Origin of the sequence: Williamsia sp. DF01-3 (assembly GCF_023051145.1) — a bacterium.
Classification (GTDB): domain Bacteria; phylum Actinomycetota; class Actinomycetes; order Mycobacteriales; family Mycobacteriaceae; genus Williamsia.
The window spans coordinates 3,068,129-3,092,951 of record NZ_JALKFS010000005.1 but is presented as its reverse complement, the minus strand read 5'-3'; the positions used below and the strand labels follow the sequence as shown (position 1 = coordinate 3,092,951).

At 64.9% G+C, this 24,823-nt stretch carries 20 protein-coding genes, 1 tRNA gene and 4 pseudogenes; 12 read left to right on the top strand and 13 right to left on the bottom strand.

Annotated elements, in window-relative coordinates:
* The first annotated feature begins 21 nt into the window (after positions 1-21).
* The 4 genes and pseudogenes from MVA47_RS16725 (at position 22) to MVA47_RS16710 (ending at position 4,151) form a co-directional block, all read left to right on the top strand.
* Entirely contained in the window at positions 22-903 is an 882-nt protein-coding gene (locus MVA47_RS16725; RefSeq protein ID WP_247208744.1) for a PAC2 family protein, read from the top strand.
* A 113-nt stretch (positions 904-1,016) separates the two neighbouring features.
* On the top strand, positions 1,017-1,364 hold the full coding sequence (locus tag MVA47_RS16720) for a molybdopterin oxidoreductase (protein ID WP_247208743.1): 348 nt from the start codon (positions 1,017-1,019) through the stop codon (positions 1,362-1,364).
* A pseudogene (gene nirB, locus MVA47_RS16715) lies at positions 1,364-3,837 on the top strand (nitrite reductase large subunit NirB). The gene MVA47_RS16720 and the pseudogene nirB overlap by 1 nt, the downstream one beginning before the upstream one ends.
* Positions 3,834-4,151 carry a Rieske (2Fe-2S) protein gene (locus MVA47_RS16710; RefSeq protein WP_247208742.1) on the top strand — a complete coding sequence of 106 codons (318 nt, stop codon included), beginning with the start codon at positions 3,834-3,836 and terminating at the stop codon, positions 4,149-4,151. The pseudogene nirB and the gene MVA47_RS16710 overlap by 4 nt, the downstream one beginning before the upstream one ends.
* A gap of 103 nt (positions 4,152-4,254) precedes the next feature.
* On the opposite strand, the gene MVA47_RS16705 is transcribed toward MVA47_RS16710, so the two are convergent.
* The 6 genes from MVA47_RS16705 to MVA47_RS16680 form a co-directional block, all read right to left on the bottom strand.
* Positions 4,255-4,563, bottom strand: a complete 309-nt coding sequence (locus MVA47_RS16705; RefSeq protein WP_030162983.1) for a hypothetical protein — start codon at positions 4,561-4,563, stop codon at positions 4,255-4,257.
* 22 nt (positions 4,564-4,585) lie between these two features.
* Entirely contained in the window at positions 4,586-5,878 is a 1,293-nt protein-coding gene (gene mshC, locus MVA47_RS16700; RefSeq protein ID WP_247208740.1) for a cysteine--1-D-myo-inosityl 2-amino-2-deoxy-alpha-D-glucopyranoside ligase, read from the bottom strand.
* 87 nt (positions 5,879-5,965) lie between these two features.
* A complete protein-coding gene (locus tag MVA47_RS16695; RefSeq protein WP_247208739.1) occupies positions 5,966-6,796 on the bottom strand; it encodes an SCO1664 family protein in 831 nt (276 codons plus the stop codon).
* 6 nt (positions 6,797-6,802) lie between these two features.
* Positions 6,803-7,468, bottom strand: coding sequence for a DUF3090 domain-containing protein (locus tag MVA47_RS16690; RefSeq protein WP_023959276.1), 666 nt, complete (start codon positions 7,466-7,468; stop codon positions 6,803-6,805).
* Between the two features lie 95 nt (positions 7,469-7,563).
* On the bottom strand, positions 7,564-8,283 hold the full coding sequence (locus tag MVA47_RS16685) for a histidine phosphatase family protein (RefSeq protein ID WP_062798117.1): 720 nt from the start codon (positions 8,281-8,283) through the stop codon (positions 7,564-7,566).
* 81 nt (positions 8,284-8,364) lie between these two features.
* Entirely contained in the window at positions 8,365-9,207 is an 843-nt protein-coding gene (locus MVA47_RS16680) for an undecaprenyl-diphosphate phosphatase (RefSeq protein ID WP_247208737.1), read from the bottom strand.
* Positions 9,208-9,306: 99 nt separating this feature from the next.
* Between MVA47_RS16680 and MVA47_RS16675 the strand changes: the two genes are divergently transcribed.
* The 3 genes and pseudogenes from MVA47_RS16675 to MVA47_RS16665 all read left to right on the top strand — a co-directional run bounded on the left by MVA47_RS16675 (position 9,307) and on the right by MVA47_RS16665 (position 11,704).
* Positions 9,307-10,329: a YncE family protein gene (locus tag MVA47_RS16675; RefSeq protein ID WP_247208736.1), complete on the top strand. Its 1,023-nt coding sequence runs from the start codon at positions 9,307-9,309 to the stop codon at positions 10,327-10,329.
* A 54-nt stretch (positions 10,330-10,383) separates the two neighbouring features.
* Positions 10,384-10,598, top strand: a pseudogene (locus MVA47_RS16670) (DUF5703 family protein).
* Between the two features lie 20 nt (positions 10,599-10,618).
* Positions 10,619-11,704 (top strand): quinone-dependent dihydroorotate dehydrogenase, encoded by a 1,086-nt coding sequence (locus tag MVA47_RS16665; protein ID WP_247210853.1) that lies wholly within the window; start codon positions 10,619-10,621, stop codon positions 11,702-11,704.
* On the opposite strand, the gene MVA47_RS16660 is transcribed toward MVA47_RS16665, so the two are convergent.
* From MVA47_RS16660 to MVA47_RS16650, 3 genes are all read right to left on the bottom strand, one after another.
* Complete coding sequence (locus MVA47_RS16660) at positions 11,701-12,243, bottom strand: YbhB/YbcL family Raf kinase inhibitor-like protein (RefSeq protein ID WP_247208734.1); 543 nt, start codon at positions 12,241-12,243, stop codon at positions 11,701-11,703. The two genes, MVA47_RS16665 and MVA47_RS16660, sit on opposite strands and share 4 nt — an antisense overlap.
* 49 nt (positions 12,244-12,292) lie before the next feature.
* Positions 12,293-13,636: a M20/M25/M40 family metallo-hydrolase gene (locus MVA47_RS16655; protein ID WP_247208733.1), complete on the bottom strand. Its 1,344-nt coding sequence runs from the start codon at positions 13,634-13,636 to the stop codon at positions 12,293-12,295.
* A 65-nt stretch (positions 13,637-13,701) separates the two neighbouring features.
* Positions 13,702-14,526 carry an MBL fold metallo-hydrolase gene (locus MVA47_RS16650; RefSeq protein ID WP_247208731.1) on the bottom strand — a complete coding sequence of 275 codons (825 nt, stop codon included), beginning with the start codon at positions 14,524-14,526 and terminating at the stop codon, positions 13,702-13,704.
* Positions 14,527-14,663: 137 nt separating this feature from the next.
* Here MVA47_RS16650 and MVA47_RS16645 point away from each other — a divergent pair.
* The 4 genes from MVA47_RS16645 (at position 14,664) to MVA47_RS16630 (ending at position 17,387) form a co-directional block, all read left to right on the top strand.
* A tRNA-Leu gene (locus tag MVA47_RS16645) sits at positions 14,664-14,749 on the top strand.
* Positions 14,750-14,837: 88 nt separating this feature from the next.
* Positions 14,838-15,569, top strand: coding sequence for a hypothetical protein (locus MVA47_RS16640; RefSeq protein WP_247208730.1), 732 nt, complete (start codon positions 14,838-14,840; stop codon positions 15,567-15,569).
* Complete coding sequence (locus MVA47_RS16635; RefSeq protein ID WP_247208729.1) at positions 15,481-16,908, top strand: SDR family oxidoreductase; 1,428 nt, start codon at positions 15,481-15,483, stop codon at positions 16,906-16,908. Before MVA47_RS16640 ends, MVA47_RS16635 begins: the two co-directional genes overlap by 89 nt.
* Positions 16,909-16,934: 26 nt before the next feature.
* Complete coding sequence (locus MVA47_RS16630; RefSeq protein WP_247208728.1) at positions 16,935-17,387, top strand: DUF664 domain-containing protein; 453 nt, start codon at positions 16,935-16,937, stop codon at positions 17,385-17,387.
* Here MVA47_RS16630 and MVA47_RS16625 read toward each other — a convergent pair.
* A complete protein-coding gene (locus MVA47_RS16625) occupies positions 17,378-18,385 on the bottom strand; it encodes an oxygenase MpaB family protein (protein WP_247208727.1) in 1,008 nt (335 codons plus the stop codon). The two genes, MVA47_RS16630 and MVA47_RS16625, sit on opposite strands and share 10 nt — an antisense overlap.
* 113 nt (positions 18,386-18,498) lie before the next feature.
* Here MVA47_RS16625 and MVA47_RS16620 point away from each other — a divergent pair, with 113 nt between their 5' ends.
* Positions 18,499-19,539 carry a nucleoside hydrolase gene (locus MVA47_RS16620; RefSeq protein ID WP_247208726.1) on the top strand — a complete coding sequence of 347 codons (1,041 nt, stop codon included), beginning with the start codon at positions 18,499-18,501 and terminating at the stop codon, positions 19,537-19,539.
* Here MVA47_RS16620 and meaB read toward each other — a convergent pair.
* The 3 genes and pseudogenes from meaB to MVA47_RS16605 all read right to left on the bottom strand — a co-directional run.
* Positions 19,536-20,216: pseudogene (meaB, locus tag MVA47_RS16615) on the bottom strand (methylmalonyl Co-A mutase-associated GTPase MeaB); the annotation flags it as partial. The gene MVA47_RS16620 and the pseudogene meaB sit on opposite strands and share 4 nt — an antisense overlap.
* A gap of 912 nt (positions 20,217-21,128) precedes the next feature.
* Positions 21,129-22,838 (bottom strand): methylmalonyl-CoA mutase, encoded by a 1,710-nt coding sequence (gene scpA, locus MVA47_RS16610; RefSeq protein WP_247208725.1) that lies wholly within the window; start codon positions 22,836-22,838, stop codon positions 21,129-21,131.
* A 1-nt stretch (position 22,839) separates the two neighbouring features.
* Positions 22,840-24,722, bottom strand: a pseudogene (locus MVA47_RS16605) (methylmalonyl-CoA mutase subunit beta).
* Positions 24,723-24,823: the final 101 nt, after the last annotated feature.

Genomic DNA, 24,823 nt, shown 5'->3' with positions numbered 1-24,823 from the left:
GTTCGGTCGTAGGCTGGATCAGTGAACGCTGAGCAGAGCGCAAACCTTCCACGATTGCGCCGCCCCACGCTGGTTGCTGCCTTCGAAGGGTGGAACGATGCCGGTGATGCGGCCAGCGGAGCGGTCGAACATCTCGAACTCGTCTGGGATGCTGTTCCGCTCGCCGACATCGACTCCGACGACTACTACGACTTCCAGGTCAACAGGCCGACCATCAAACAGATCGACGGCGTGACCCGGCGAATCGATTGGCCGACAACATCGATCTCGTACTGTACGCCGCCGGGATCGCACCGGGACATCGTTCTGCTGCGCGGTATCGAGCCGAACATGCGCTGGCGAGGGTTCTGCGCCGAGATCCTCGACATCGCCCGCAACCTCGAGGTGGACACCGTGGTCATCCTGGCGGCACTGCTCGCCGATACGCCGCACACTCGTCCGGTCCCGGTCACCGGGGCGGCCTACAGCAGTGAATCGGCCAAGCAGTTCAAGCTCGAGGAAAGTCGGTATGAAGGGCCTACCGGGATCACCGGTGTGCTGCAGGACGAATGTGTGAAGGCGGGGATACCGGCCATCTCCTTCTGGGCCGCCGTTCCGCACTATGTGTCCACCCCACCCAACCCCAAGGCATCGGCAGCACTGCTCAGTCAGCTCGAGGAAGTGCTCGACGTCGAGGTCCCACTCGGCGAACTGCCGGAACAGGCAGAGGAATGGGAGCGCGCGGTCACCGAGATGACCGAGGACGACGAGGAGATCGCCGATTACGTCCGCGGCCTCGAAGAGCGCGGCGACGCCGAGGTCAGCGTGGACGAGACACTGTCGAAGATCGACGGCGATGCGCTGGCCGCCGAGTTCGAGCGCTATCTCCGCAGGCGCGGTCCGGGCGGCAGTTTCGGCGCCTGAGGGCGCGGAACCGACCTTGATCACCGCCCGCCGGGCGATGCGGTGAGTTCTCGACAATCGAGATGTAACGCGGCTGCAAGTAATGGTTCATCGAGTTCACGTTTAGTGACGGCATGTCCAGTACTCCGAAGTTCTTGCAGGGTGTCTTCTCGTTCACCGGTACCGGATTGACCAAGGCAGCGCCGTTGGATCCTTCCTTGACATATCAGGTGCCGGCCGGGATGACCGTTCAACCGCTGTATTTCCGGGGAGGGAACAGCAGTTCGGAACTCGTCTACGTGGCATTGCACCGTGACCAGCAGCCGATGAGATGGTTCCCGTTGGGAGCGAGGGCATCGGTGAACGTTCCGTTGCGCGTGGTGGAGGACGTGGATCCGGACAGCTTGCTCGAGCTCGTCTTCGCCGCGCCCGAGGGGTGCAGCGGCGACATCGTCGTCGACTTCGGATTCGTGGAGTTCTGATGGAACGCCTGGTGGTGGTCGGCAACGGGATGGCGGCGCGCGAACCGTGGAAGAGATACTCGAGCGCGGTGGGGGGACGCGATTCGAGATCACGATGATCGGCGACGAACCGTACGGAAACTACAACCGCATCATGCTCTCGCACGTACTCGCGGGTGAGAGTTCCATCGACGACGACGATCTGATGCTCAACCCGATGGCTTGGTACCGCGAGAACGACGTCAAGCTCTACGCCGGTGACCGCGCGGTCGCGCTCGATCGCTTCGCCAAGACCGTCACCTGCGAGAGCGGGCGCGAAATCGACTACGACACCTTGGTGATCGCGACCGGCAGCAACACCTTCTTCCCGAACATGGACGGTCTCCGAGCACCCGACGGACACCTCGCCCGCGGCGTGTTCGGGTTCCGCACCATCGAGGACACCAACGGCATGTTGCAGATGGCGTTGTCCAAGGACGACATGCGGGCAGTGGTGATCGGTGGCGGACTCCTCGGCCTCGAGGCGGCCTACGGACTGCGGACACAAGGCATCGACGTCGACGTGGTGCATTCCCCCGGTCACCTGATGAACCAGCAATTGGACGAACGCGGCGGCCGGGTACTGCGCAACAAGATCGAGGAGCTCGGTGTCGGCGTCCACACGTCCAAGCGCACCACGGCTGTGCTGCGCGACGACGAGGGCAGGGTGACCGGAGTCGGCTTCAACGACGACACCTCGCTGCCGGCCGACATGATCGTGGTGACTGCCGGCATCAGACCCAATGTCGAGTTCGCTCGTCTCGGCGGGCTGGTGGTCGAGCGCGGAATCGTCGTCGACGACCAGATGCGTTGTGAGGACGAAGGTTCTATCTACTCGGTCGGCGAATGCTGTCAGCACCGCGGCGAGGTATACGGTCTCGTCGCACCACTGTGGGAGCAGGCGGGTGTACTCGCAGACGTACTGACCGGAGCCGATCCCACAGCGGCTTACCACGGTTCGCGTCTGACGACCAAGCTGAAGGTGGCCGGAGTCGATGTCGCGGCCATGGGTGTGAAGGGTCCCGAACGCGACACCGACGAGTTCGTCCAGTTCTACGAACCTCGCAGCGGCACATACAAATCCGTTGTGGTGCGAGACAACAAGCTGATCGGCGCGATGTTGCTCGGCGACATCAGCAAGGTCAGCTTCCTCACCCAGGCCTTCGACGAGAAGGTGCCGCTGCCCGACGAGCGCATCAGCATGCTCTTCGACATGGGCACGCCCAGCGCGGCGACAGGTGCAGCCGAACTGGCCGACGAAGTACAGGTGTGCAACTGCAACGGCGTCACCAAAGGCGACATCGTGGCGTGCGTGCACGCCGGGGCGAAATCGGTCGGCGAAGTCGTTGCGAAGACACGCGCCGGAAAGGGTTGCGGCTCGTGCAAAGGCCTGGTCGCCGATGTTGTCGCCTGTGCCGCGGGTGGAGCGCTGGCCGAAGACCCGTCTGCGGACTGGTACGTACCTGCCATTCCGTTGAGCAAGCCCGAGCTGATCGAACAGATCCGGGAACGCAATCTGCGATCGGTGTCGGCGATTCTCGCCGAACTCGCACCCGACGGCGAAGACGTCACAGCCAAGATGCCACTGGCATCTCTGCTCCGGATCATCTGGGGCAACGAGTGGGAGGACGAACGCGGCGCGCTGTTCATCAATGACCGCGTGCATGCCAACATCCAGCGCGATGGCACCTTCTCGGTTGTGCCCCAGATGAAGGGCGGCGTCACCAATCCCACGCAGCTGCGCAAGATCGCCGATGTGGCCGACAAGTACGACATCCCGATGATCAAGGTGACCGGTGGTCAGCGGATCGACCTGCTCGGTATTCGCAAAGAAGACCTGCCCAAGGTCTGGGAAGACCTCGACATGCCCTCGGGATACGCCTACGGGAAGAGCTTCCGGACGGTGAAAACCTGTGTGGGAACCGATTTTTGCCGGTTCGGTCTCGACGATTCCACCGGCCTCGGGATTGCGATCGAGGAGCGCTACCAAGGGCTCGAGTCGCCCGCCAAGCTGAAACTGGCGGTCACGGGGTGCCCTCGCAACTGCGCCGAAGCTCTGTGTAAGGACTTCGGTGTGGTGGCTGTCGGCGATGGCCGTTGGGAGATCTATGTCGGCGGGGCTGCCGGTGCCCACATCCGTAAAGGTGATCTGCTCGCGACCGCGAACGGCGCCGAGGAGGTCATCCGCATCTGCGGCGTCTTCATCCAGTACTACCGCGAGACGGCCAAGTGGCTCGAACGGACCTACTCCTGGGTGCCCCGAATCGGCATCGAGGAGCTGCGGGCGATCCTGATCGACGATCGTGACGGCATCGTCGACGGATTGCTCGAACGTATCGGCATGTCCATCGCGGCCTACAGCGATCCGTGGAAGGAGCGGTTGGCGCCGAAGTCGCCGGCACAGTTCACTCCGGCCCTGCCGCTCATCAAGCTGCCTCTGGTGCCGGTCCGATGAGCGCGCCCGCATCCACGGTGGTGGGCCCACTGAGCGACATCACGGTCGGAGAGGGCCGCGCCTACGTGGTGGACGGCAGCCAGGTGGCCGTCTTCCGGATGTCGGACGGCACTGTGCGGGCGTTGGGCGCGGTCTGTCCGCACCGCGGCGGGCCGATCGCCGACGGCCAGACCGACTCGACGAAGGTGATGTGCCCGTTGCACCAGTACACCTTTTCGTTCGAGGACGGCAGATGCACCAACAGCGACGACATCGAAGCGCTACCGCACTACCGAGCAGAGGTCAGGGACGGGATGATCCACGTGTGGGCCTGATGGCCGTCGATCAGGTCTCTCGTGCGAACGAGGGCCCGGTCGGCAAGTCTGACGGCGCGGTCGAGGGGTTCCGGGCACGGTCGGGGTGGCGTCCGGGGGCGGGTCAGGAGATCCGCTCGATCGAGACGACCGGTGTGGTGATACGCCAGGTGCGCACATCGGGGTCGTCCGCGGCGCGCACCCAGAACTGCGCCGACTCCCCCACCCGGCACGACTTCACACCCAGGAGAGGGATGTCCTCGGAGTCGCGGCGCAATCGACTGACGGCCCAGTCCTCGTCGTCGGTGCCACCGACGCCGGGAGCCCGTAACAGGGTCATCTCACCGAAGTCCAGCAGATAGGTCGACGTGCGGGTCACCACGGTCCAGACGCCATCGTCGGTGCTGGGATCGATCTCTCGAACGTTGGCCACGAGAGAAACCTTACCGAAGCCGTCAGTGGGATTCGCTGTCGGTGAGAACAATTGGCGACCCTTCGGCCCCGGTGTCGGTGAGTGGGACACCGAGGAGAGCGTCAACGGCGGCGCCGAGATCCGCAGGCGCGGAGGCGACACTGCCCAGACCGTCGAGACTGTCGGCCGCCCAGGCATCGATTGCCGCGAGAGCCTTGGGGGTGTCGAGGTCGTCTGCGAGGTGCTGACGTAGTCGCTCGATCGTCGGGGCGGCGTCCGGTCCTGCGCCACGCTGCACGGCACGACGCCACCGGTCCAGGCGCGACGTCGCCTCCGCGAGCACGTCGTCGGTCCAGGCGCGGTCTGTGCGGTAGTGCCCGGCAAGCAGGCCCAGCCTGATCGCGGCTGGATCGACTTGTGCCGCCCGCAGTTTGGACACGAAAACGAGGTTGCCCCGCGACTTCGACATCTTCTCACCGTCGAGTCCGATCATTCCCGTGTGCACATAGTGTTTGGCGAATCGCCGCACACCGGTCAGCGCCTCTGCGTGCGCCGCGGAGAACTCGTGGTGCGGGAAGATCAGGTCGTTGCCCCCACCCTGCACATCGAACTCGGCACCGATCCGGTTCAAAGCTATTGCAGCACACTCGATGTGCCAACCCGGACGGCCTCGGCCATGCGGTGAGTCCCACGACGGTTCGGACTCGCGGGCGGCACGCCACACCAGGGCGTCGAGGGGGTCACGCTTGCCTGGACGATCGGGGTCACCGCCGCGTTCGACGAAGAACCGTTGCATCGTCTCGTGGTCGTAGCCCGATTCGTATCCGAATTGCTCTGTGGCGTCGGTCCGGAAGTAGATGTCCGGGTATTGCGGGTCGTCGACGATGTAGGCGGCGCCTGAGGCCAACAACTTGTCGACCACCTCGACCACCTCGCCGACAGACTCCACCGCACCGATGTAGTCGCGGGGAGGAAGCACCCGCAACGCGGCCATGTCTTCTCGGAACAGGTTGATCTCGCGTTGACCGAGATCCACCCAGTCGATCCCGTCGCGGTTCGCTCGTTCGAACAGGGGGTCGTCCACGTCGGTGATGTTCTGGACGTAGTGGACATCATGACCGAGGTCGCGCCACACGCGGTTGACGAGGTCGAAGGTCAGGTAGGTGGCTGCGTGACCCAGATGTGTTGCGTCATAAGGTGTGATGCCGCACACATACATGGTCGCCGTGGGGCCGGGGCTCACCGGCCGCACCTGACGGTCCGAGGTGTCATAGAGCCTTAGAGCCGGCCCTCTACCGGGTACTGGCGGAACGGCGGTGTCAGACCACGACTGCATGACAACACCTTAGGGCGGGGACGGGGGAAACCGATTTCAGGGCCGAACTTCCGCGCGGGTGGAGCGGGCTCGGCGCGGCGTCGGCGCTCAGAACGCCGGCCAGGGAATCGGCCTGGACCTGTTCGCGTCAGGCATCACCGGGTCACCGAGCATGATGGCCGCACGCATCGCGAGGGCCTCGATCTCGGCTGCGGTGATGAGCCCGCGGAGGTTCTCCCGAAGCGGTGAGGTTTCCTCTCGCAGCGCGTCGAGCAGGCCGCCGACGTCCTCGAGGAGGTGCGCCGGGATGTTGTCCCCTGCCCAGCCCCACAGGACCGTGCGGAGTTTGTCGTCGCTGTGTAGGCAGATGCCGTGATCGACGCCGTACACCTGACCGTCGAGGCCTTCGAGAACGTGCCCGCCCTTGCGGTCGGCGTTGTTGATCAGCACGTCGAGTACGGCCATCCGTTGCAGGCGCGGGTCGTCGGCATGCACGAGCACCACGTCCTCGCCCCGGGCATCGATGGCCGACAAGATCACTTTCCAGCCCTCCGGAACAAGGTCCGGCGAACAGAGGTCGACCACATCGAGCCGCGTGGGCAGTCCGTCGCTGGGCTCGGGGGTGTCGATCCAGCGCTGCACCATCCCGGGACCGAAGGGGCCGTCGCGTAGCAGCGTCACCGGGATCACCGACCATCCCAACGCCTCGGACACCAGATACGACGCGACCTCGCGGCCGGCCAGCGTGCCGTCGGGGAAGTCCCACAGCGGTTGTTCGCCCCGCACCGGCTTGTAGACGCAGCGGACCGAGGTCTCCCCGACCACTGCGTCGCACACGAGGGTGGCGTTGCTGGCGGACCGGATCTGCCCGATCAGTTCGAGGTCGCCCTCGGCGAGCACCTCGGCCACATCGACGGGTTTCTCACTGGGTGCTGCCACCGTGGACTACCGACTCGGCTCGTCGCCGGAGGCGGGCCCGGGCTCGTCGCCGGGTTCGTCGTCTTCGATGCCCTCAAGGAGATCTGGATCGATGAACTCGAGCGAGGGGCCGAACTCGGTGTCCCGGCGGTACCCGTTGGTGCGGACGCAGATGTGCCCGGCGTTGTCGAGCGGTTCGCCGCAGAGCGGGCAGGGTTCGCGTCCGGCAGAGATGACGCGGCTGGAGCGGGTCGCGAACTCACGCGCGGCGCCCGTGCTGAGGAACACGCGGACGGCATCGGGCCCGTCCTCGGTGTCGTCGAGCACCACACTCTCGTCGAACTCACCCTCGGTGATGGCCAAGAGCTCTACCACCACGGCCTCGGATTCCGAGTCCCAGCCGAGTCCCATCGTGCCGACCCGGAATTCGGCGTCGACCGGCATGACGAGGGGGCTGAGGTCTTCGACCCGGGACAGTTCTGCGGGCAGTGGCGTGCCGAAGCGGCGGTGCACTTCTTCGAGCAACGCGCCGATCCGGTCGGCGAGTATCTGGACCTGCTGCTTCTCGAGCATCACGCTGATCACGCGTGTCTCGTGGACAGCCTGCAGGTAGAAGGTCCGGTCGCCCGGTTGGCCCACCGTTCCGGCGATGAAACGGTCGGGACTACGGAAGACGTGTATCGCTCTGGCCATGGCACCTCCCTTTTCCGAGTTCGATTATCCCCATTTGATGGCGGTTCGCCCACGACACGAGGTCGCCGCTGGATGCGGCCCACGCGCCGTGGCGGTCAGGTGCCCGTCGAGCCACCCACCACCGCCTCGTCGGACTGTGGTTCGCCGGAGTCGGAGGGTTTCTGTTCCGCGGCTTCGCTCGGTTTCGGCGCACTCGGGATCGACGGCAGCGTAGAAGTGCAGTTCACCGCGTGTACGTACGGCCTGGCGAGGCTGTACCGGATCACACTCACCGACGCGGGTTCGACCACGATCCGCTGGAATGCGTCGAGATGCATGCCCATCGCGTCGGCCAGCACCGCTTTGATGACGTCGCCGTGCGTGCATGCGATCCACACACCGGCGCCGTCTTCGCCTGCGAATCTGGCGTCCAGTTCACGAACTGCCGCCACCGCACGCGACTGCACCTGCGCGAGCCCCTCCCCGCCCGGGAAGATGGCGGCGGACGGTTGTTGCTGGACCACGCGCCACAGCGGTTCGGACAGGAGCTCCTTGATCGGCCGCCCCGACCACTGACCGTAGTCGACCTCCACGAGCCTGTCCTCGACGATCTCGGGACAGCCGAAGTGTTCGACGAGTGGCGCCACCGTCTGTTCACAACGCTGCAGGGGTGATCGGACGACGGCGGCGAGTCCGCTGAGCCCGCCCAATCGTTCGATCAGCGCGGCGGCCTGGGTGCGGCCGTGATCGTCGAGGTTCACACCTTCGGTACGACCGGCCAGGACCCCGGATGTGTTGGCCGTCGATCGACCATGGCGAAGCAGAATGACCGTCACACGAATCAGCTTAGGCGGACGAGGGCACTGCGCCCGGTTGTGGACGCAGCGCCGAACAGGAACGGATCCTGTACAGGTGACTCAGGTGGCACTGATCGCCCCACCGGCGAGCAGGCCCATGACGACCAATCCGAGGATGATCCGGTAGGCGACAAACCAGTTCAGGGAATGGTTCGCGACGAACTTCAGCAGCCAGGCGATCGAGGCGAAGCCGATGACGAAGGCAACCAGGGTGGCGACCAGCAGCTGTGGCCCACTCGCCTGCATGCCGTCGCCACTCGGACTGAATGCATCCGGCAGGCTGAACAGCCCCGACGCGGTCACGGCCGGGATGGCCAGCAGGAAGGAGAAGCGCACCGCGGCCTCCCGCTCGAGGCCCAGGAACAGTCCGGCGCTCGAGGTGGCACCGGAACGCGAGACACCCGGGATCAGAGCCAGGCACTGCGCGAATCCCATGACAAGACCGTCGCGCCGGGTGAGTTGTTCGATCGGTCGTTTCTTGGCGCCGTACCGTTCGGCCAGAAAGATCACCAACGAGAAGACGATGAGCATGGTGGCGATCAGCCACAGGTTGCGTGCGCCGGTGCGGATCTGGTCTTTGAACAGGAAGCCGAGGACGCCGATCGGAATGGTGGCGATGATCACATACCAGCCGATCCGATAGTCGAGATCCCGGGCATCGGGGCGGCGCAGGCCCCGGAACCACGCCGCGATGATGCGGACGATGTCCCGGGCGAAATAGACCAGCACCGCGGCCTCGGTGCCGAGCTGGGTCACCGCGGTGAACGACGCGCCGGCATCGTCGCCGAACCACACCTCCGAGACGATGCGCAGGTGGCCGGATGACGATACGGGCAGGAATTCGGTCAGGCCTTGCACGGCACCCAGGACGATCGACTGGGCCCAGCTCATCGAGTCGGTCACGGCAGCCGATGCTACGGGACGTGCGGCCCCGCCCCTGTCGAGCGACGCGCACTCCCCCGGCCGTCCATGCCCCGGTCGTCAACGAGCAAGATGGTTCCCATGAATGTGCGCGGCAGAGGCCTGATCGTGGCAATGGTGGTCGCGGCACTCGTGGTGACGGGTTGCTCGGATTCGGAAGAGACCCCGGACGTCCCGACGATCACCCCGCAGACCCCGATCGCCGCACCCGCGGCAGATGGGTCGGAACGGCCCGCAGGTGTTGTCGTACCGGTACCCGGAGCCGGGACTGCACTGGCGTTCTGCCCGAGCACTTCCCAGCTCGCGCTGCTGTCCGACGACGGGCGGACGATTCTCTTCTACCCCACCGCCGGCCTGGCACCCGGGAGTGCGCCTGCTCGCACAGTCACGTTGCCCGACAGGGCATCCGGGTTCGGGACGTTCAGTGGCGGGAAGCTGCAGGTGCTTGTGGCCGACGCGATGTTGACCGTCGATTCGGCAGACGGCGCGATCACGACCACCGACGTGCCGGGCACCCCGTTGTCGTCGTTGTTGAGCTCGACCGGAGAGACCTTCATCGGTACCGAGGGCGGTGAGATTCTCCGTGTCGATGCCCAAGGCGCGGTCACGGGGACGATCGACGGACTCGTCCGGGCGGATGCACTCGCCGAACACGGTGGGCAGGTGGTTGTTCTCGACCGTGCGCAGTCGTCGGTGACCGAACTCGACTTGGCGGATGACGACCTCGGGGTCGCGATCCGTGCGGGCGACGGTGCGACAAATCTCACGGTGGATCACTTCGGGCGTTTCCTGACCACCGACACCCGCGGAGGCGAGTTGCTGGCGTTCAACGGCGACCCGTTGGTCAACAGGTTCCGCTATCCGGTGGCCTTCGGACCGTACGCCGTAGACTACGACGACACCCACAACCTGGCGTGGGTGAGCACCACCGGAAACAACAAGGTCACCGCCTACGAGTTGTCCACCGGGACCCCGGTTCAGCAACGCCAGTTCCAGACAGTCGGGCAGGCGAACTCGATGGTGGTGGACCCGAAGACGGGAACGGTGTATCTGCTCTCGGCCCGTGGTGAGGGTCTGCAGATCATCGGCCCCGACCAGCAGTGAGGTGACTTTCGATTGGCAGGTAAGCGCAACCGCGGATTTCCGCGGGAATGGGATATGTCGGCAGACGACTACGAATACGTCCCCCTGCGCCTCCCGCCCGACGTGACGCGGGTGACGGCATCGATGCAGCTGTCGATCCAGGCGGAGTTCGGGGGTGGGAGCTGTCGCGGGTGCGGTTGTATTCGGACGGTAGCCGCAAGGTCCTGCTCCGTCGGCGCCGGCCGCGGCTCGCGCCGACCGATCTTCCCGACACCGGGGTGAGCGCGTGATCGAGTCGCTGTATCGGCGGCTGTATCCGCTGCTCCTCGCACTGATGTTCCGTGTGCCGGCAGAGCGGATCCACCGCGTCGCAGCGGCGATCATCATCTTGGTCGGCCGGGTCAAGCCGCTCCGCCTCGTTGCCGGTCGGGTCTTGCTGACCCACGATCCGGTCCTGCGGTCGCGCGTCTTCGGCATCGACTTTCCCGCACCGCTCGGACTGGCGGCGGGATTCGACAAGAACGCGGAAGCGATCGACGCCTGGGGCGCACTCGGTTTCGGATTCGCCGAGATCGGTACGGTCACCGGTGCCGCTCAGCCCGGAAACCCGGGACCTCGGCTGTTCCGTCTGCCAGCCGACCGTGCGCTGATCAACAGGATGGGCTTCAACAATCATGGGGCGGGCGCGGCGGCCAACCTGCTCAGACAACGTAAGACGACAACGACGATGGTGCCCATCGGAGCCAACATCGGCAAGACCAAGGTTGTCGCGGCCGAAGATGCGGTGGAGGACTACCTCATCAGCGCTCGACTACTCGGACCGCTGGCGGACTTCCTCGTCGTGAACGTCAGTTCGCCGAACACGCCGGGCCTGAGGGATCTTCAGGCCGTGGCCTCCCTGCGTCCGCTGCTTGCCGCGGTACAGGAGTCGGTGGACATTCCGGTGCTGGTGAAGATCGCTCCCGACCTGGTCGACGACGACATCGACGACATCGCGGACCTGGCAGTCGAGTTGGGGCTGGCGGGAATCGTCTGCACCAACACCACCATCAGCCGGGACGGGTTGGCCACCCCCGCGCATGAGGTCGAGGCGATGGGCGCAGGCGGGTTGTCGGGCGCTCCGCTCGCAGACCGCTCGCTCGAGGTCCTACGCCGACTGCACGCCCGGGTGGGCGGCAAGTTGACGCTGGTCAGCGTCGGCGGCATCGAGACCGCGGATCAGGCCTGGGAGCGCATCCGGGCCGGTGCCTCGCTGATCCAGGGTTACACCGGCTTCATTTACGGTGGTCCGTTGTGGGCCAAGCACATTCATCAAGGACTGGCCGACAGGGTGCGCGCTGCCGGGTACACGTCGATCACCGAAGCGGTCGGCAGCGCGGCACCCCGGTCCGACTAGTCTCCGGCCGGCTGCTCGTACGTGCCGTGGATGACCGCACGTCCGATCGCGTGGCTGAACAGATTGAATCCGAGGTAGGCCGGCGTCGCACCATCGGGCAGTCCGAGGCTCTCGACATCCACTGCGTGCACAACGACGAAGTACCGGTGCGGGCCGTGTCCGGGCGGCGGGGCGGCGCCGATGAACCGCGGCGCCGAAGCGTCGTTGTTGAGGGTCACGGCTCCGGACGGGAGAGACCCCTCGGCGCCATCACCGACGCCGGCGTCGAGCGACGTGACCGACGCCGGGATGTCCGCGACTGCCCAATGCCAGAATCCCGACGCGGTGGGAGCATCCGGGTCGTAGACGGTGACCGCGAAGCTCTTGGTGTCCTCTGGGAAGCCGGACCAGCTGAGCTGAGGCGAGACGTCCTCGCCGCCGGCTCCCATGATCCCGGAGACCTGCGCCTTGCCGAGCGGTGCGCCGTCGGTGATGCTCTCGGACGTCAGGGTGAAACCGGGCAGGTGAGGTAGTGCGTCGTACGGGTTGTAACTCGACATGTCGTTCGCGTCCTTTCCGTAGGGGTCAATCCGTGAAGCGTGCGGGCCATCAACTGTGGAGCAAGAAGTGCTCGAGGACATCGGTACCGAACAGAACCGACTCCACCGGTACCCGCTCGTCGATCCCATGAAACAGCGCGGCGAAATCGAGGTCGGTCGGCAGTTTCAGCGGAGCGAAGCCGAAACACCGGATACCAAGGCGCGCAAAAGCTTTGGCATCGGTGCCGCCGGACAGCATGTACGGCACGGTGCGGCCTTCGGGATCGTGGGCCAAGATCGCGTCATTCATCGCATCGACGAGGTCACCGTCGAACGTGGTCTCGTACGAGTCGAGTTTCGTGACCCATTCCCTGGTGACCTGTGGCCCGATGAGGGCGTCGACCTCGGCTTCGAATGCAGCCTGGCGGCCAGGTAAGACCCGGCAGTCCACCACGGCGGTGGCTTTCTGCGGGATGACGTTTGCCTTGTACCCGGCATTGAGCATCGTGGGGTTGGCCGTGTCCCGCAGGGTTGCTCCGATGATCCTGGCGATCGAGCCGATCTTGAACAGGGCGGTTTCCAGATCCGGTGTGTCCGGGTGCAGTTCGAGCCCGGACTCCTCAGACACCGCGGCCAAGAACTGCGACACCGATTCGGTCATCACCAACGGGAACGTGTGCCTGCCCAACCTCGCAACAGCTTCGGACAAGATCGTGACGGCGTTGTCGTCGTGCAGAAACGATCCGTGGCCGGCTGTGGCGGTTGCCGTCAGCCGCATCCAGGCAATTCCCTTTTCCGCGGTCTCGACGAGATACAGGCGCTTTTGTCCGCCGTCGGGCCGGTCGACGGTGAGAGAGAAACCGCCGACCTCACCGACAGCTTCGGTGACCCCTTCGAAGAGATCGGGCCGGTGTTCCACCAGCCAGTGCGAACCCCACTTGCCACCGGCCTCTTCGTCGGCGAGAAAGGCGAACACGATGTCGCGAGGAGGAACGGTGCCGTCGCGTTTGAACTGCCGGGCAAGGGCCAAAGCCATTCCCACCATGTCTTTCATGTCGACCGCGCCCCTGCCCCAGATGTAGCCGTCCTCGACAGACCCGGAGAACGGATGGACGCTCCAATCAGCAGGCTCGGCCGGTACGACATCAAGATGGGTGTGCAGCAACAACTTGCCTCGGGTGGAGTCGCTGCCTGGCAGGGTTGCGAAGACGTTGCCCCGGCCGGGCTGGCCGGATTCGACATACTCGGTCCGGTAGCCCACGTCCTCGAGTTGCTGCTGCACCCAGCGGGCACATTCTTCCTCGCCCTTGGTGGTCTCGAGCTCACCGGTGTTGCTGGTGTCGAAGCGGATCAGCCTGCTGACCAGGCCGACAACTTCATCGGTTGCGGTGGGAGTGTCGGTGTCGGGGCTCACCTGCTCATTCCTATCATCCTGACGACGTTCGGACCGGGTGCTCAGCGGAGTCGACGACTCCAGCGTCAGGTCAGATGGTCGAAATCACCCCGCACCCAACCGATGTGGCGTTGCGCCGAGTGCTGGACCGCAGTGGCGGCGTCGGCGGCGATGAACTCGGCGAAGTTTCCGTACAGGCGATCAAATCGGAACCTCCCGAGGTCTCGGGCCAACCGGTCCACCACCGCCGCCGACAGTGGGATGCGGTTCGGATAGCTCCGCATGAAGGACACCGTGGCCCGGTCGGGATTGGGCAGCACGGTGTCTCCGGAAAGCAGCACACCGCGCCCTTGCGCTCCGTCGCCCCAATGCGCCACGGCACTGCCCGGAAAGTGCCCGCCCGGTTGCGCGAGTGTGACCCCCGGCAGGACTTCGAGGTCACCGCTCCACGATTCGATGACCGGATCTGCCCGGGCCAGCCACTCGAGATCGGCGTCGGCCACCAGGACCGGTACCCGCCCCAGTGCATGGCTCCACTCCACCTGGACGCCGAACATGTGCGGATGACTGGCCACGATGGCCACCACATCTCCCCGATTGCGTACCGCGGCAACCGATCGCTCATCGATGAAACCGAGGGGGTCCCACAACAGGTTTCCGGCCTGGGTGCACAGCAACTTGCTCCGCTGACCGATGCCGACACCCGGTACGGCGCGCAGCTCGTGGAGCCCGTGTTCGAGCTGATTGATCTCGACGTGATGACCTTCCGCCGTCAACTCGGCGAGAGAGGCCCACTGTTGCCCGCCTGGCGGTACGTATTGGCGTTCGTCGGCACAGATCCGGCATGTCTGTGGTCGCCCACTGCCGTGCTCCACGGCGCAGGTACGGCAGATCACCGTGTCCAGGTCCATGAGACAGATTGTTAGCACCTTGCCCGCATCGGTAGACGAGAATCGTCTCGAGATGGTCGTGTCCTGGGGATTTGGGTTGCGGGCCGGCAGTCGGCTAATGTTATCCGGCGCTGGCAGGTTGACTGCCGGCGTGACTGGTCCGAGTGGCGGAATGGCAGACGCGCTAGCTTGAGGTGCTAGTGCCCTATTAACGGGCGTGGGGGTTCAAGTCCCCCCTCGGACACACTTTGCCGGTACAGCGAGATGCTGCACCTGGTTGTCGATCAAAAAGCAGCTGTCGGTGCACTCGCGCACCGCCTACTGTGCTGGGCATGGATCAATCCGCGTTTTATGGCGTCGTGGCGGCCACCAATTTCACCCTGCTGGGCCTCTGGTGGGTCGCGGTCAAAGACCGCGACGATCTCACCGGCCGAGACGGCCGCGGCAGCAACATGGCGTATCTCGTCTCGCTGCAATTTGTCGTCGCCGCCGCGGTGTCGTTGTTTGCCCAGGTGGCCCCCGAGATCACCGCTGTGTGGCGCACCGGATTCTCGATCGCCGGACTCATCGGTGCAATCGGGATCGCGATGCTCGCGGTGCAGTTCCGCACCCACACCGACGCGAAGGTGATGCCGTGGGTGCTCGGCGGTGCGGGTGTGCCGCTGTACGTCTTGGTGTTTGTCGTCGCACTGTTCCCCGACGTCGTCGGTGCGATGAACCTCAGCCTGTCCCCCATTGAGGCCGAAGGACTGCTGCTGTCGATCATCGTGGTCCTCGGTGTGCAGGAAGCCTGGTTCGTCTCGATGACGCCTTCGCGGGCGCTGCCGCCGACGACATTGCCGAAGAGGCGAGGCCCACCGGCACCACTGTCCCCGGAGCCGCCGCAACCGGACGCTGACAGCCACGCGCTCGGCCGCGTCACAGGACCCATCGCGGGCGGTCAGTGTGGTCGACCGGGCGCACTACAATACTCGGGTGCACGCCGACCTCATCGATCCCGCCGACCTGGCGGTCTTCCACCGTGTCCTCGACCAGGTGACCGAACTCGACGCAGATCATCCTGATTCGATCACGGTGCAGCGGGCCGTGGCCTTGATGTTCAAGCGAGCCAAGCGGCGCCGCAAGAGACAGGCTCATCAGACCCGTCTCGACGCCGACCGGAAGGTGCTGGCGGCCACCGCGACCGGTTCGCCGGACCGCATCGACGACGAGACCGCCGGCCTACCGCTGACGGGTGCGCCCGGCAGCACCGCCGGAACGCTCATCCGCCCCCAGCCGTGCTACATCTGCAAGCAGGATTACACCCGGGTTGACGCGTTCCACCATCAACTCTGCCCACGATGCGCGGCCGCCAACCGCGACAAACGCAACCAGCACACCGACCTGAGCGGCCGCCGCGCACTTCTCACCGGCGGCAGGGCAAAGATCGGCATGTACATCGCGCTGATGCTGCTCCGCGACGGTGCCGACCTCACCATCACCACCCGGTTCCCCAAGGACGCGGCCCGGCGATTCGCCCGGCAGCCGGATGCGGACGAGTGGCTGCATCGCCTGAGCATCGTCGGTATCGACCTCCGCGATCCCGCACAGGTGACAGCGCTGGCGGATTCTGTTGCGGCGCAAGGACCCCTCGACATCCTCATCAACAACGCCGCACAGACGGTGCGGCGCACCGCCGGCGCGTACAGTTCGCTCGCCGACGCCGAACGAGCACCGCTCACCGGCCCCGCGGCAGCGGTACCGGTGCTGACCATGGGCGACAGCAGTGAGCTGCATCCACAGTCGCTCGCCTCAGGCGGCGATTCGGACTCGGCGGCCAAGACGCTCGCCTCCCTGGCCATGACCGCGGGATCTGCGGCTCCCGCACGCATCGCCGACGGAACCGCCATCGACGCGGGCGGATTGCTGCCCGATCTGGTCGACAGCAACAGCTGGGTGGAGACCGTCGACCAGGTGGACCCGCTGGAGTTGCTGGAAGTCCAGCTGTGCAACAGCGTGGCTCCATTCATCCTGCTGTCACGGCTCACCCCGGCCCTCCGTGCATCGACGGCACGACGCAAGTATGTGGTGAATGTGTCGGCGATGGAGGGCATCTTCTCGCGTGGGTACAAGGGGCCCGGTCATCCTCACACCAACATGGCGAAGGCGGCGCTGAACATGTTGACGCGCACGAGTGCCGGCGACCTCTACGAGGACGGGATCCTGGTGACCGCCGTCGACACCGGGTGGATCACCGACGAACGGCCGCACACAAGCAAGATCCGACTGGCAGAAGAGGGCTTCCGTGCTCCCCTCGACCTCGTCGACGGAGCGGCCCGGGTGTACGACCCTGTGGTGCAGGGCGAAGCCGGTATCGACCTGTACGGCTGTTTCCTCAAAGACTTCGAGCCGTACCCATGGTGACGTCGCGGCAAGACGCCGAAGGTCGTTTGGCTGAAGCCACTCTGGTGATCATCGGCGAGAGTTTGTCGTCGATGACGGAGATCCTGCGGGGTCTCGGAGACGAGCTGGCCAACACCAGGCCGGATCTGCCGGGCGCCAACAGTCCGTACGCCATCGTGTTCCACTGTGTCGGCGTGATCGAGCACTGGGCGGGCTCGGTGATCGCCGGCCTGAGGATCCCGCGGGACCGCGCCGCCGAGTTCACTGCCGCCGGTCGGGTCGATGACCTGATCACACGGGTCGATGATGTTCGTGCGCGTCTGCCCGAGTGGGTGGATATCGCACTACGCGAAGGGATCCGCGATCGGACTGTCACCGGTTCCACACGCCCCGAGGCCGCAACCGCCACCGCGGAGTGGGTGTTGACACACGTGGTGCGCGAGCTGGCCCAGCACCTCGGCCAGCTCGAACTCACACGCGACGTCCTTCGTCAGGCGTGAGACTTACCGACTTTGTATGCGGCACCGCCTAATTCGCGCTTTTTCATCGCCTGGATGGCGGCGTGGTGGCGGCGGGCGTGGTACGCCAGCGGGAAGTAGGTCAGTCGCTCGGGCAGCACCTTGTACGAACCACGGATCACGGCATGCATCCGCTCGAGGTCACGCTGCTCGCGGTCACTCCACGTGAGGCCGAGAATCTCGCGGACGCGTGGATCCATCACCCCGACCGTGGTCAGGTAGTTCAGGTTCTGAACCGGTGACATGGCGAACTTGGCGGCCTTCTTCGCCGCCGGTCGCAGTGCGGCCGGGACGGAGTCGGGAATCGGGGGCGCTTCGCGCATCTGGCCGATCAGCTCCAGCGCGACCTTGTGCGCGACCAGCTTGTTGTTGACGAAGTCTTCGTAGTACTCGCCGAACTCCTCGATCGTTGTCGGGTACCCCTTCATCGGCACCTGCACGATCTTGGCGATGCGACGATTGTCGCGGAAGATCTCCTGCTTCTCTTCGGCGTTGAACTCTCGACCGATCAGAAGTGGTCCGGCCTTGATGGTGGTGGGGTACGCGGTGGCGATGACCCATTGATACGCCTCGGGATTGAGTGCGCTGATGTGTTTGCCCTGCGAGTTCTTCATCTGCAGCGGCTGGTGCATCCGGCGCAGCCTCTTGCCTTCTTCGATCGCCTCCTGTCCGCCGTAGATCCAGCGGAGAACAGAATCCACCGACCGGATCGCGCGCCCGGCCGGGTCGGTGCGGAACACCGAATACTTGTCCACCACATCGCCGATCACAGGGAGCATCACCTGCATCACAAAGGCCGCGCCGTTGACCGGCAGGAACGTGAAATGTCCGGTCAACTCTGCAGTGATCGAGTCCGGCGGGATCAGCTCGATGTCGCCGTCGATGTTGTTGATCAGAGAATCTTCGCCCTCGCCGGGCGCAGCGATCCGGGGACGTGCCGGCGCGGCAGTGTTGGTGGAAACGGACTCGGCAATCGTCATCGGAAACCTTCCATCGGGAAACGCTCGTGATCAGATTAACACCAAAACGAGAACACGTGACAGTTCCCGAGCACATTCTCTGGACCATTCCGGTCATCCACTAGGGTCATCAGGTGGTTACAGTCCCCCTGATCTTCGATTGCGACACGGGTATCGACGACTCGCTGGCCCTGCTCTACCTGCTCGCCCATCCGGCCGCAGACCTGCGGGCTGTCCTGTCGACCGGGGGCAATGTGCCGACGGATGTGGTGTGTGGGAACAACCTGGCGTGGCTCGAACTGTGCGGCCGGGACGACATCGAGGTGTGTCTGGGAGCGTCAGGCCCACTCGCCGGCTCACTGATGACCACCGAGGACACCCACGGGCCGCTCGGGGTCGGTTACGCGCAGTTGCCGGCGCCCACGTCGTCCCCCTCGCACCGCGATGCGGCCGACGCCTGGATCGAACTCAGCGAAGAACACTCGGGTGACCTCGTCGGACTCGTCACCGGGCCCCTGACCAACCTTGCGCTGGCCATCCGACGCGACCCGGCCCTGCCGACCCGACTTCGGCGGCTGGTGATCATGGGCGGGACGTTCCATCACCCCGGTAACACAACGCCCACGTCCGAATGGAACATCGCCGTTGATCCGGAGGCAGCCAAGGAGGTGTTCGCGGCGTTCGGTATGGATGGTGCCCCACGGCCGATCATCTGCCCACTCGATCTCACCGAGACGATCCGGATGACGCCGGACCACCTGGGCCGCCTGGCCGCGCTTGCCGAGTCCAGTCCCGTCGAACAGCCAGGACCCGATGATGAACAGGGGGTCCGGTCGGTTGCGAGCAATGTCGTCATCCGGCATCTCGTCGACGCCGTCCGGTTCTACTTCGAGTTCCACGAGGCCCACGCCGAGGGGTACATCTGCCACATGCACGACCCGTTCGCGGCCGCTGTTGCGCTTGATCCTGCCGTCGCGCGTACCCGGCCTGCGTGCGTGGACGTGGAGACCGAGGGTTCTCTCACACGTGGAACGACCATTGCCGACGAACGGCAGTTCTGGGGTCGGGAGAACAACGCGGACATCGCCGACGCAACCGATCCCGAACTGTTCTTCGACGCGCTCATCGAACGCGTGGCGGCGTTTGCGGTGACGGTGCAGCAGCTACACGACTAGCCGTCGAACGCCTCGACGATCCTGGTCGCGGCCAGCGCCGGCGTCAGGGTGCCTGCCCGTACCTCTTCCTCGATACGGCCGCGGATACCCCGTACTGCCTCGCTCGAGTCCAGTCGGCGGAGCAACTGGTCGGTGACCATCGACCACATCCAGTTGACCTGCTGTTTGTTGCGCCGAGCCTGGAACTCCCCCGCTTGCTCGAGCACGTCCTTGTGCTTGAGGACCGTCTCCCAGAACTCCCGGACCCCGACATTCTCCATCGCACTCATGGTGAGCACCGGAGGCCGCCAGAGGGCGTCATGTGGCGACAGCAGTCGGAGCGCACCCTGGAGTTCTTTTGCGGCACTGCGTGCCTCGCGTTGGTGCTTGCCGTCGGCCTTGTTCACCACCACGATGTCGGCGAGTTCGAGCACGCCTTTCTTGATGCCCTGCAACGAATCTCCTGTGCGGGCGAGGGTGAGGAAGCAGAATACGTCGACCATGTTCGCGACGGTCACCTCCGACTGGCCGACACCGACGGTCTCCACCAGGACCACGTCGAAGCCCGCGGCCTCGAGCAGCACGATGGTCTCGCGAGTGGCCTTGGCGACACCGCCGAGCGTTCCCGATGTCGGTGACGGCCGAATGTAGGCGTTCGGGTTCACCGACAGCCGACCCATCCTGGTCTTGTCGCGAAGATGAGCACTAAATTTTTTTGGCGGACGGTATCGAGCGCGTGGATCGTGCCAACACCCTGTTTATGTGACTTGTAACAGACGGAGGACGCTTGCATTTGCGACGGAATCGGCCTCGTTGGACTTGCCAGCTTCCCGGCTGGTGATGCCAGGCTGCAAATGCCAATCGCTGGGACTCGAGGCTGGCGCACCAGAGGCCATCTTTGGCCTGCCCAGGCCGGTGGCCTCGTGTAGGCTTCAGGCCAAGTAGGCTTGGCTTGAGCAGGAATTAGGCAGGTGCTCTCTGCCAGTCAAAAATCAGCCTTAGCCCCTTGATCAATGGTGATGCAATAACACCTGCCTTGGTGCCTCAAGAACACTCAGCTATCTGTTTTTGAATTCTGGGCATGGGCACTGGCGTGCGGCTACAAATATGGAGTCAATAATGACTTAGACCAGCTGGTGGGCTAGCAAGCGGCACTGCGTCTTGACTCCTGGGCTCTACATGGAGTGCTCCTGGCTCACGATCTCATGATCCTGCCTTGCCTTGGCTGCTGGCCAGCATCACTGCAACCTCCAGCCTGCAAGTCAAGTGTTCCACCAAACAACATTAAGTTTACAGGCATGAGCAATCGTGTCCAGCCACTCTGCCTGGGCTCTCGTCAGGAGATTCTTCTAGGAACAGAGCCATCCCGGCAATCAGGTAGGATCAAGCAGTGACCAGCGATGGTACTCCAGCCATGATCAAGCGAGCTTGTGATCCTGCCCGCTATATTTGCTGCTGTTTTTTTTGAGACGGGCTCCTGTTTCTGGGCCTCGCGTGATATTAGTACAACCGCATCAATCAACTGCCTGTCCAGCCTCGCTGCTAATTTTTATAATCTAGTGGGTCTGCACTGGCTGTTGTGACACTGTCTGAGCACCTGGGATATTGCATTAACACAGTGCGCCGCGCCTGTCGTTCATTTGTGCCATCAAGTTGTTGTCCATGCCGCCCTTGTCGTCGGCGGCGGCGCGGGTGAGATTTGACAGCGCAGCCTCGACCGCGTCGGAATCCCGGTTCGCGCGAAGGGTTTTCAGCTTCTCGAGCTGCTCTCCGCGCACCTTGGAGTTCTCGACCTTGAGGACCTCGACCTCCTGGTCCTCGTCGACCTGGTATTTGTTGATGCCGATGACGGGCTGCTGACCCGAATCGATCCGCGCCTGGGTGCGGGCAGCCGCCTCCTCGATCCGGAGCTTCGGGATGCCCTCGTTGATGGCCTGGGCCATCCCGCCTGCCTCTTCGACCTCGGCGATGTGCGCGCGGGCCTTGTTGGCCAGCTCATGCGTGAGCCATTCCACGTAATTCGAGCCCGCCCATGGGTCGATCGGTCGGGTGGTACCCGACTCCTGCTGCAGCAGCAGCTGAGTGTTACGCGCGATGCGGGCCGAGAAGTCCGTGGGCAGCGCGAGGGCCTCGTCGAGTGCGTTGGTGTGCAGCGACTGGGTGTGGCCCTGCGTCGCGGCCATTGCCTCGATGCACGTCCTGGCCACGTTGTTGAATGCGTCCTGTGCCGTCAGCGACCAGCCCGATGTCTGCGAATGTGTGCGCAGTGACAGCGATTTGGCGTTCTTCGGATCGAACTTCGCGACCAGCTCACTCCAGATCAGGCGGGCGGCCCGGAGTTTGGCGACCTCCATGAAGAAGTTCATGCCGATGCCCCAGAAGAAGGACAGGCGCGGTGCGAACTTGTCCACGTCGAGGCCGGCTTCCATGCCCGCCCGGATGTACTCGACACCGTCGGCGAGGGTGTACGCCAGCTCGAGATCGGCTGTGGCCCCGGCCTCCTGGATGTGGTAGCCGGAAATGGAGATCGAGTTGAAGCGCGGCATCTTGGTGCTGGTGTACTCGAAGATGTTCGAGATGATGCGCATCGACGGTTTCGGCGGATAGATGTAGGTGTTGCGCACCATGAACTCTTTGAGGATGTCGTTCTGGATGGTCCCGGCCAGCTTCTCCGGGGGCACACCCTGTTCCTCCGCGGCCACCACGTACAGCGCCAGGATCGGGAGTACGGCGCCGTTCATGGTCATCGACACCGACACCGACCCCAGATCGATACCGTCGAACAACTGGCGCATGTCGAGGATGGAGTCGATCGCCACGCCCGCCATCCCGACATCACCGGCCACACGTGGATGGTCGGAGTCGTAACCGCGGTGGGTGGCCAGGTCGAAGGCGACCGACAGGCCCTTCTGGCCGGCAGCGAGATTGCGGCGGTAGAAGGCATTGGACTCTGCGGCGGTCGAGAATCCCGCGTACTGCCGGATGGTCCACGGCTGGTTCACGTACATCGTCGGGTACGGCCCGCGGAGATACGGAACGGCACCGGGCACGGTGTCCAGCGGATAGGGATGCTCGCCGTCGGTGGTGATGGCATCACGGTCCGAGCGGGTGTACAACGGGCGGACGTCGATCTGCTCGGGGGTGGTCCACGTGACCTGCTCGGTCGAATAGCCGTGTGCCCGAGCGAGATCGGCCACGAGTTGATCGCTGTCTCCCGGTGCGGCGACCGCAGCCTCTCCCGTCAATGGGACGTCGGCGAAACTGTTCGGCACCGACTGCCCGGACGGAGCGGTGGTCGACTTGTTCTGAGTACTGGTCATGTCAGCTCTCCGCCTCGATCGTGTCCAGCAGTTCTGTCAGCGTCGAGATCGCGTCGATCCCGATCTGCAGGTACCCGTCCGGCGCGTTCTGCTCATCAGTCCACGCCTTGGCCGGCCCGGCGAGCAGGACGGTGTTAAATCCGGCCTCGCGAGCGGCCGCGAGGGCGCCTGCGCCGTCGCTCTCGTAGCGCGGGTTGGCCGCGCACAGGACCGCGACAACCGGATCTCCGGACGTCGCCCTCGCGGCAGCGATGGCGTCGGCGGTCAGCGGTCCCGGATTGATCGACTCGATGCCGCCGCCGCCAGCAGGTTCGCGATGAACGTCGTACGGGCGTTGTGTTCGGCGACCGACCCGAGTGGGAGCAACATGGCGATCGGCCGTTTTCCGCGGGATGCGAGAAACGCATCGGAACGATCACGCAGACGCTCGAACGGCCGAGCGGTGCGGGCCAGATTCGGCGCTGCGGTCGGCAGGTCGACGAAGTCGGCCGAATCTGGTGTGGTGAGCGGCTTCTCGGCCAGGTTGGGGAACTCGTTGATGCCGGTGAGCGAGGTGGTCCGGTGGGCGACGGCCTCATCTCGGGCGGCCAGGGAGATGGAGACCTGCTCGCCGATCCACCCGTCGTCGAGGGCCTTCTGGTACCCGCCTTTGGCCTCGATCTCCTGGAACAGTGCCCACGCCGACGCAGCGAGGTCGTCGGTGAGCGACTCGACGAACCATGCACCACCCGCGGGGTCGAGCACTTTGGCCACGTTCGACTCCTCGATGAGGAGCAGCTGGGTGTTGCGTGCCATCCGGCGGGAGAAGCTCGGGCTGGTGGTTCGGTCTGCCGGTGGCAGGGCCACGTCGAAGGGCAGCACCGTGATCTGATCGGCACCGCCGACTCCGGCGCCGAAGGTGGCCGTGGTCACTCGCAACATGTTCACCCAGGGATCACGCTGACTCATCATGCTCAGCGCGGTCACCCCGTGGGTCACCGCTCCCCCGGCCTCAGGTGCTCCACTGACCTCGGCGACCCGTCCCCAGAGGCGGCGGATCGCGCGGAACTTGGCCACCGTTCCGAACTGGTCGTCGGTGGCCGACAGTGCGAACGTCAGCTGGTTCAGGGCCTTGTCGACAGCCAGTCCGGCCGCGGTGAGGGCCCTGAGGTACTCGACGCCGGCGGCGGTGACCAGGGCGAGTTCCTGCACGTCGGTGGCGCCACCGAGGGCGAAGTCGGTGCCATCCACACGGATTGACCGCACGGCCCCGCCGGCCGATGCCGCCACCCCGATCGCATCGGCGAGTGCAACCGCCGGACGCCCGGAGAACGCGGCAGTCAGAGGTGCTAGGCCATAGGAGCTGACCGTGCCGACCGTCGCGGAGTCCGGGAGGAGTGGCTGGAGGACCTGCGCGGCCTCGATGCCCGCGGCACCGGCGTCGAGTGTGACCGGAACCAGATCGAGGTAGACGCCGTCGAGAACGGCGGCGAGATCCTTCGGGGCGATGACAGAGTCACCGACCGTCAGCCACAGCCCGCTGGCCCCGTTGTTCAGCGCCTCGAGAATCGCCTGGTTCAGGGCCGCCGGATCCTGGGGCTCGCCGACCGGGTCGCCGAAGCGCTCGGTGACGCGCCACCCCATGTTGACGTCCCGGACGCGGTCGCTGCCTCGGACGAACGGGTAGGACCCGGGCAACCCTGGCTCGTCGAGTTCGTCACGCCGCGTGTAGAGCGGCTTGATGGTCAACGCATCCGGGGTGGTGGTCGACAAGAGCGCCTCTGGGGTGTCGCGCAGATCGGCGACGTCGACGCGCTTGGACTTCGCGAGCACCTGTGCGGCGGAGTCGGACCATTGCTGGTAACTGGACTCCAGGTCGTGGAGGTCTGGTCGGGTATCCGGCATTCGGCGTGAGCCCTTCGATCTGCTTGTGACGTCGTGATCTCTATCGCATCTTGAGGTGAATCGACACTATCCGATCAAACGCTCGGCCCGGTACGGGGAGT

Excerpts from the sequence above, each read along its gene's own strand:
- MVA47_RS16720 (WP_247208743.1), top strand. The coding sequence starts at position 1,017 with ATGTCCAGTACTCCGAAGTTCTTGCAGGGTGTCTTCTCGTTCACCGGT.
- MVA47_RS16710 (WP_247208742.1), top strand. The coding sequence starts at position 3,834 with ATGAGCGCGCCCGCATCCACGGTGGTGGGCCCACTGAGCGACATCACG.
- mshC (WP_247208740.1), bottom strand. The coding sequence starts at position 5,878 with ATGCAGTCGTGGTCTGACACCGCCGTTCCGCCAGTACCCGGTAGAGGG.
- MVA47_RS16690 (WP_023959276.1), bottom strand. The coding sequence starts at position 7,468 with ATGGCCAGAGCGATACACGTCTTCCGTAGTCCCGACCGTTTCATCGCC.
- MVA47_RS16675 (WP_247208736.1), top strand. The coding sequence starts at position 9,307 with ATGAATGTGCGCGGCAGAGGCCTGATCGTGGCAATGGTGGTCGCGGCA.
- MVA47_RS16660 (WP_247208734.1), bottom strand. The coding sequence starts at position 12,243 with ATGTCGAGTTACAACCCGTACGACGCACTACCTCACCTGCCCGGTTTC.
- MVA47_RS16650 (WP_247208731.1), bottom strand. The coding sequence starts at position 14,526 with ATGGACCTGGACACGGTGATCTGCCGTACCTGCGCCGTGGAGCACGGC.
- MVA47_RS16640 (WP_247208730.1), top strand. The coding sequence starts at position 14,838 with ATGGATCAATCCGCGTTTTATGGCGTCGTGGCGGCCACCAATTTCACC.
- MVA47_RS16625 (WP_247208727.1), bottom strand. The coding sequence starts at position 18,385 with ATGACGATTGCCGAGTCCGTTTCCACCAACACTGCCGCGCCGGCACGT.
- scpA (WP_247208725.1), bottom strand. The coding sequence starts at position 22,838 with ATGACCAGTACTCAGAACAAGTCGACCACCGCTCCGTCCGGGCAGTCG.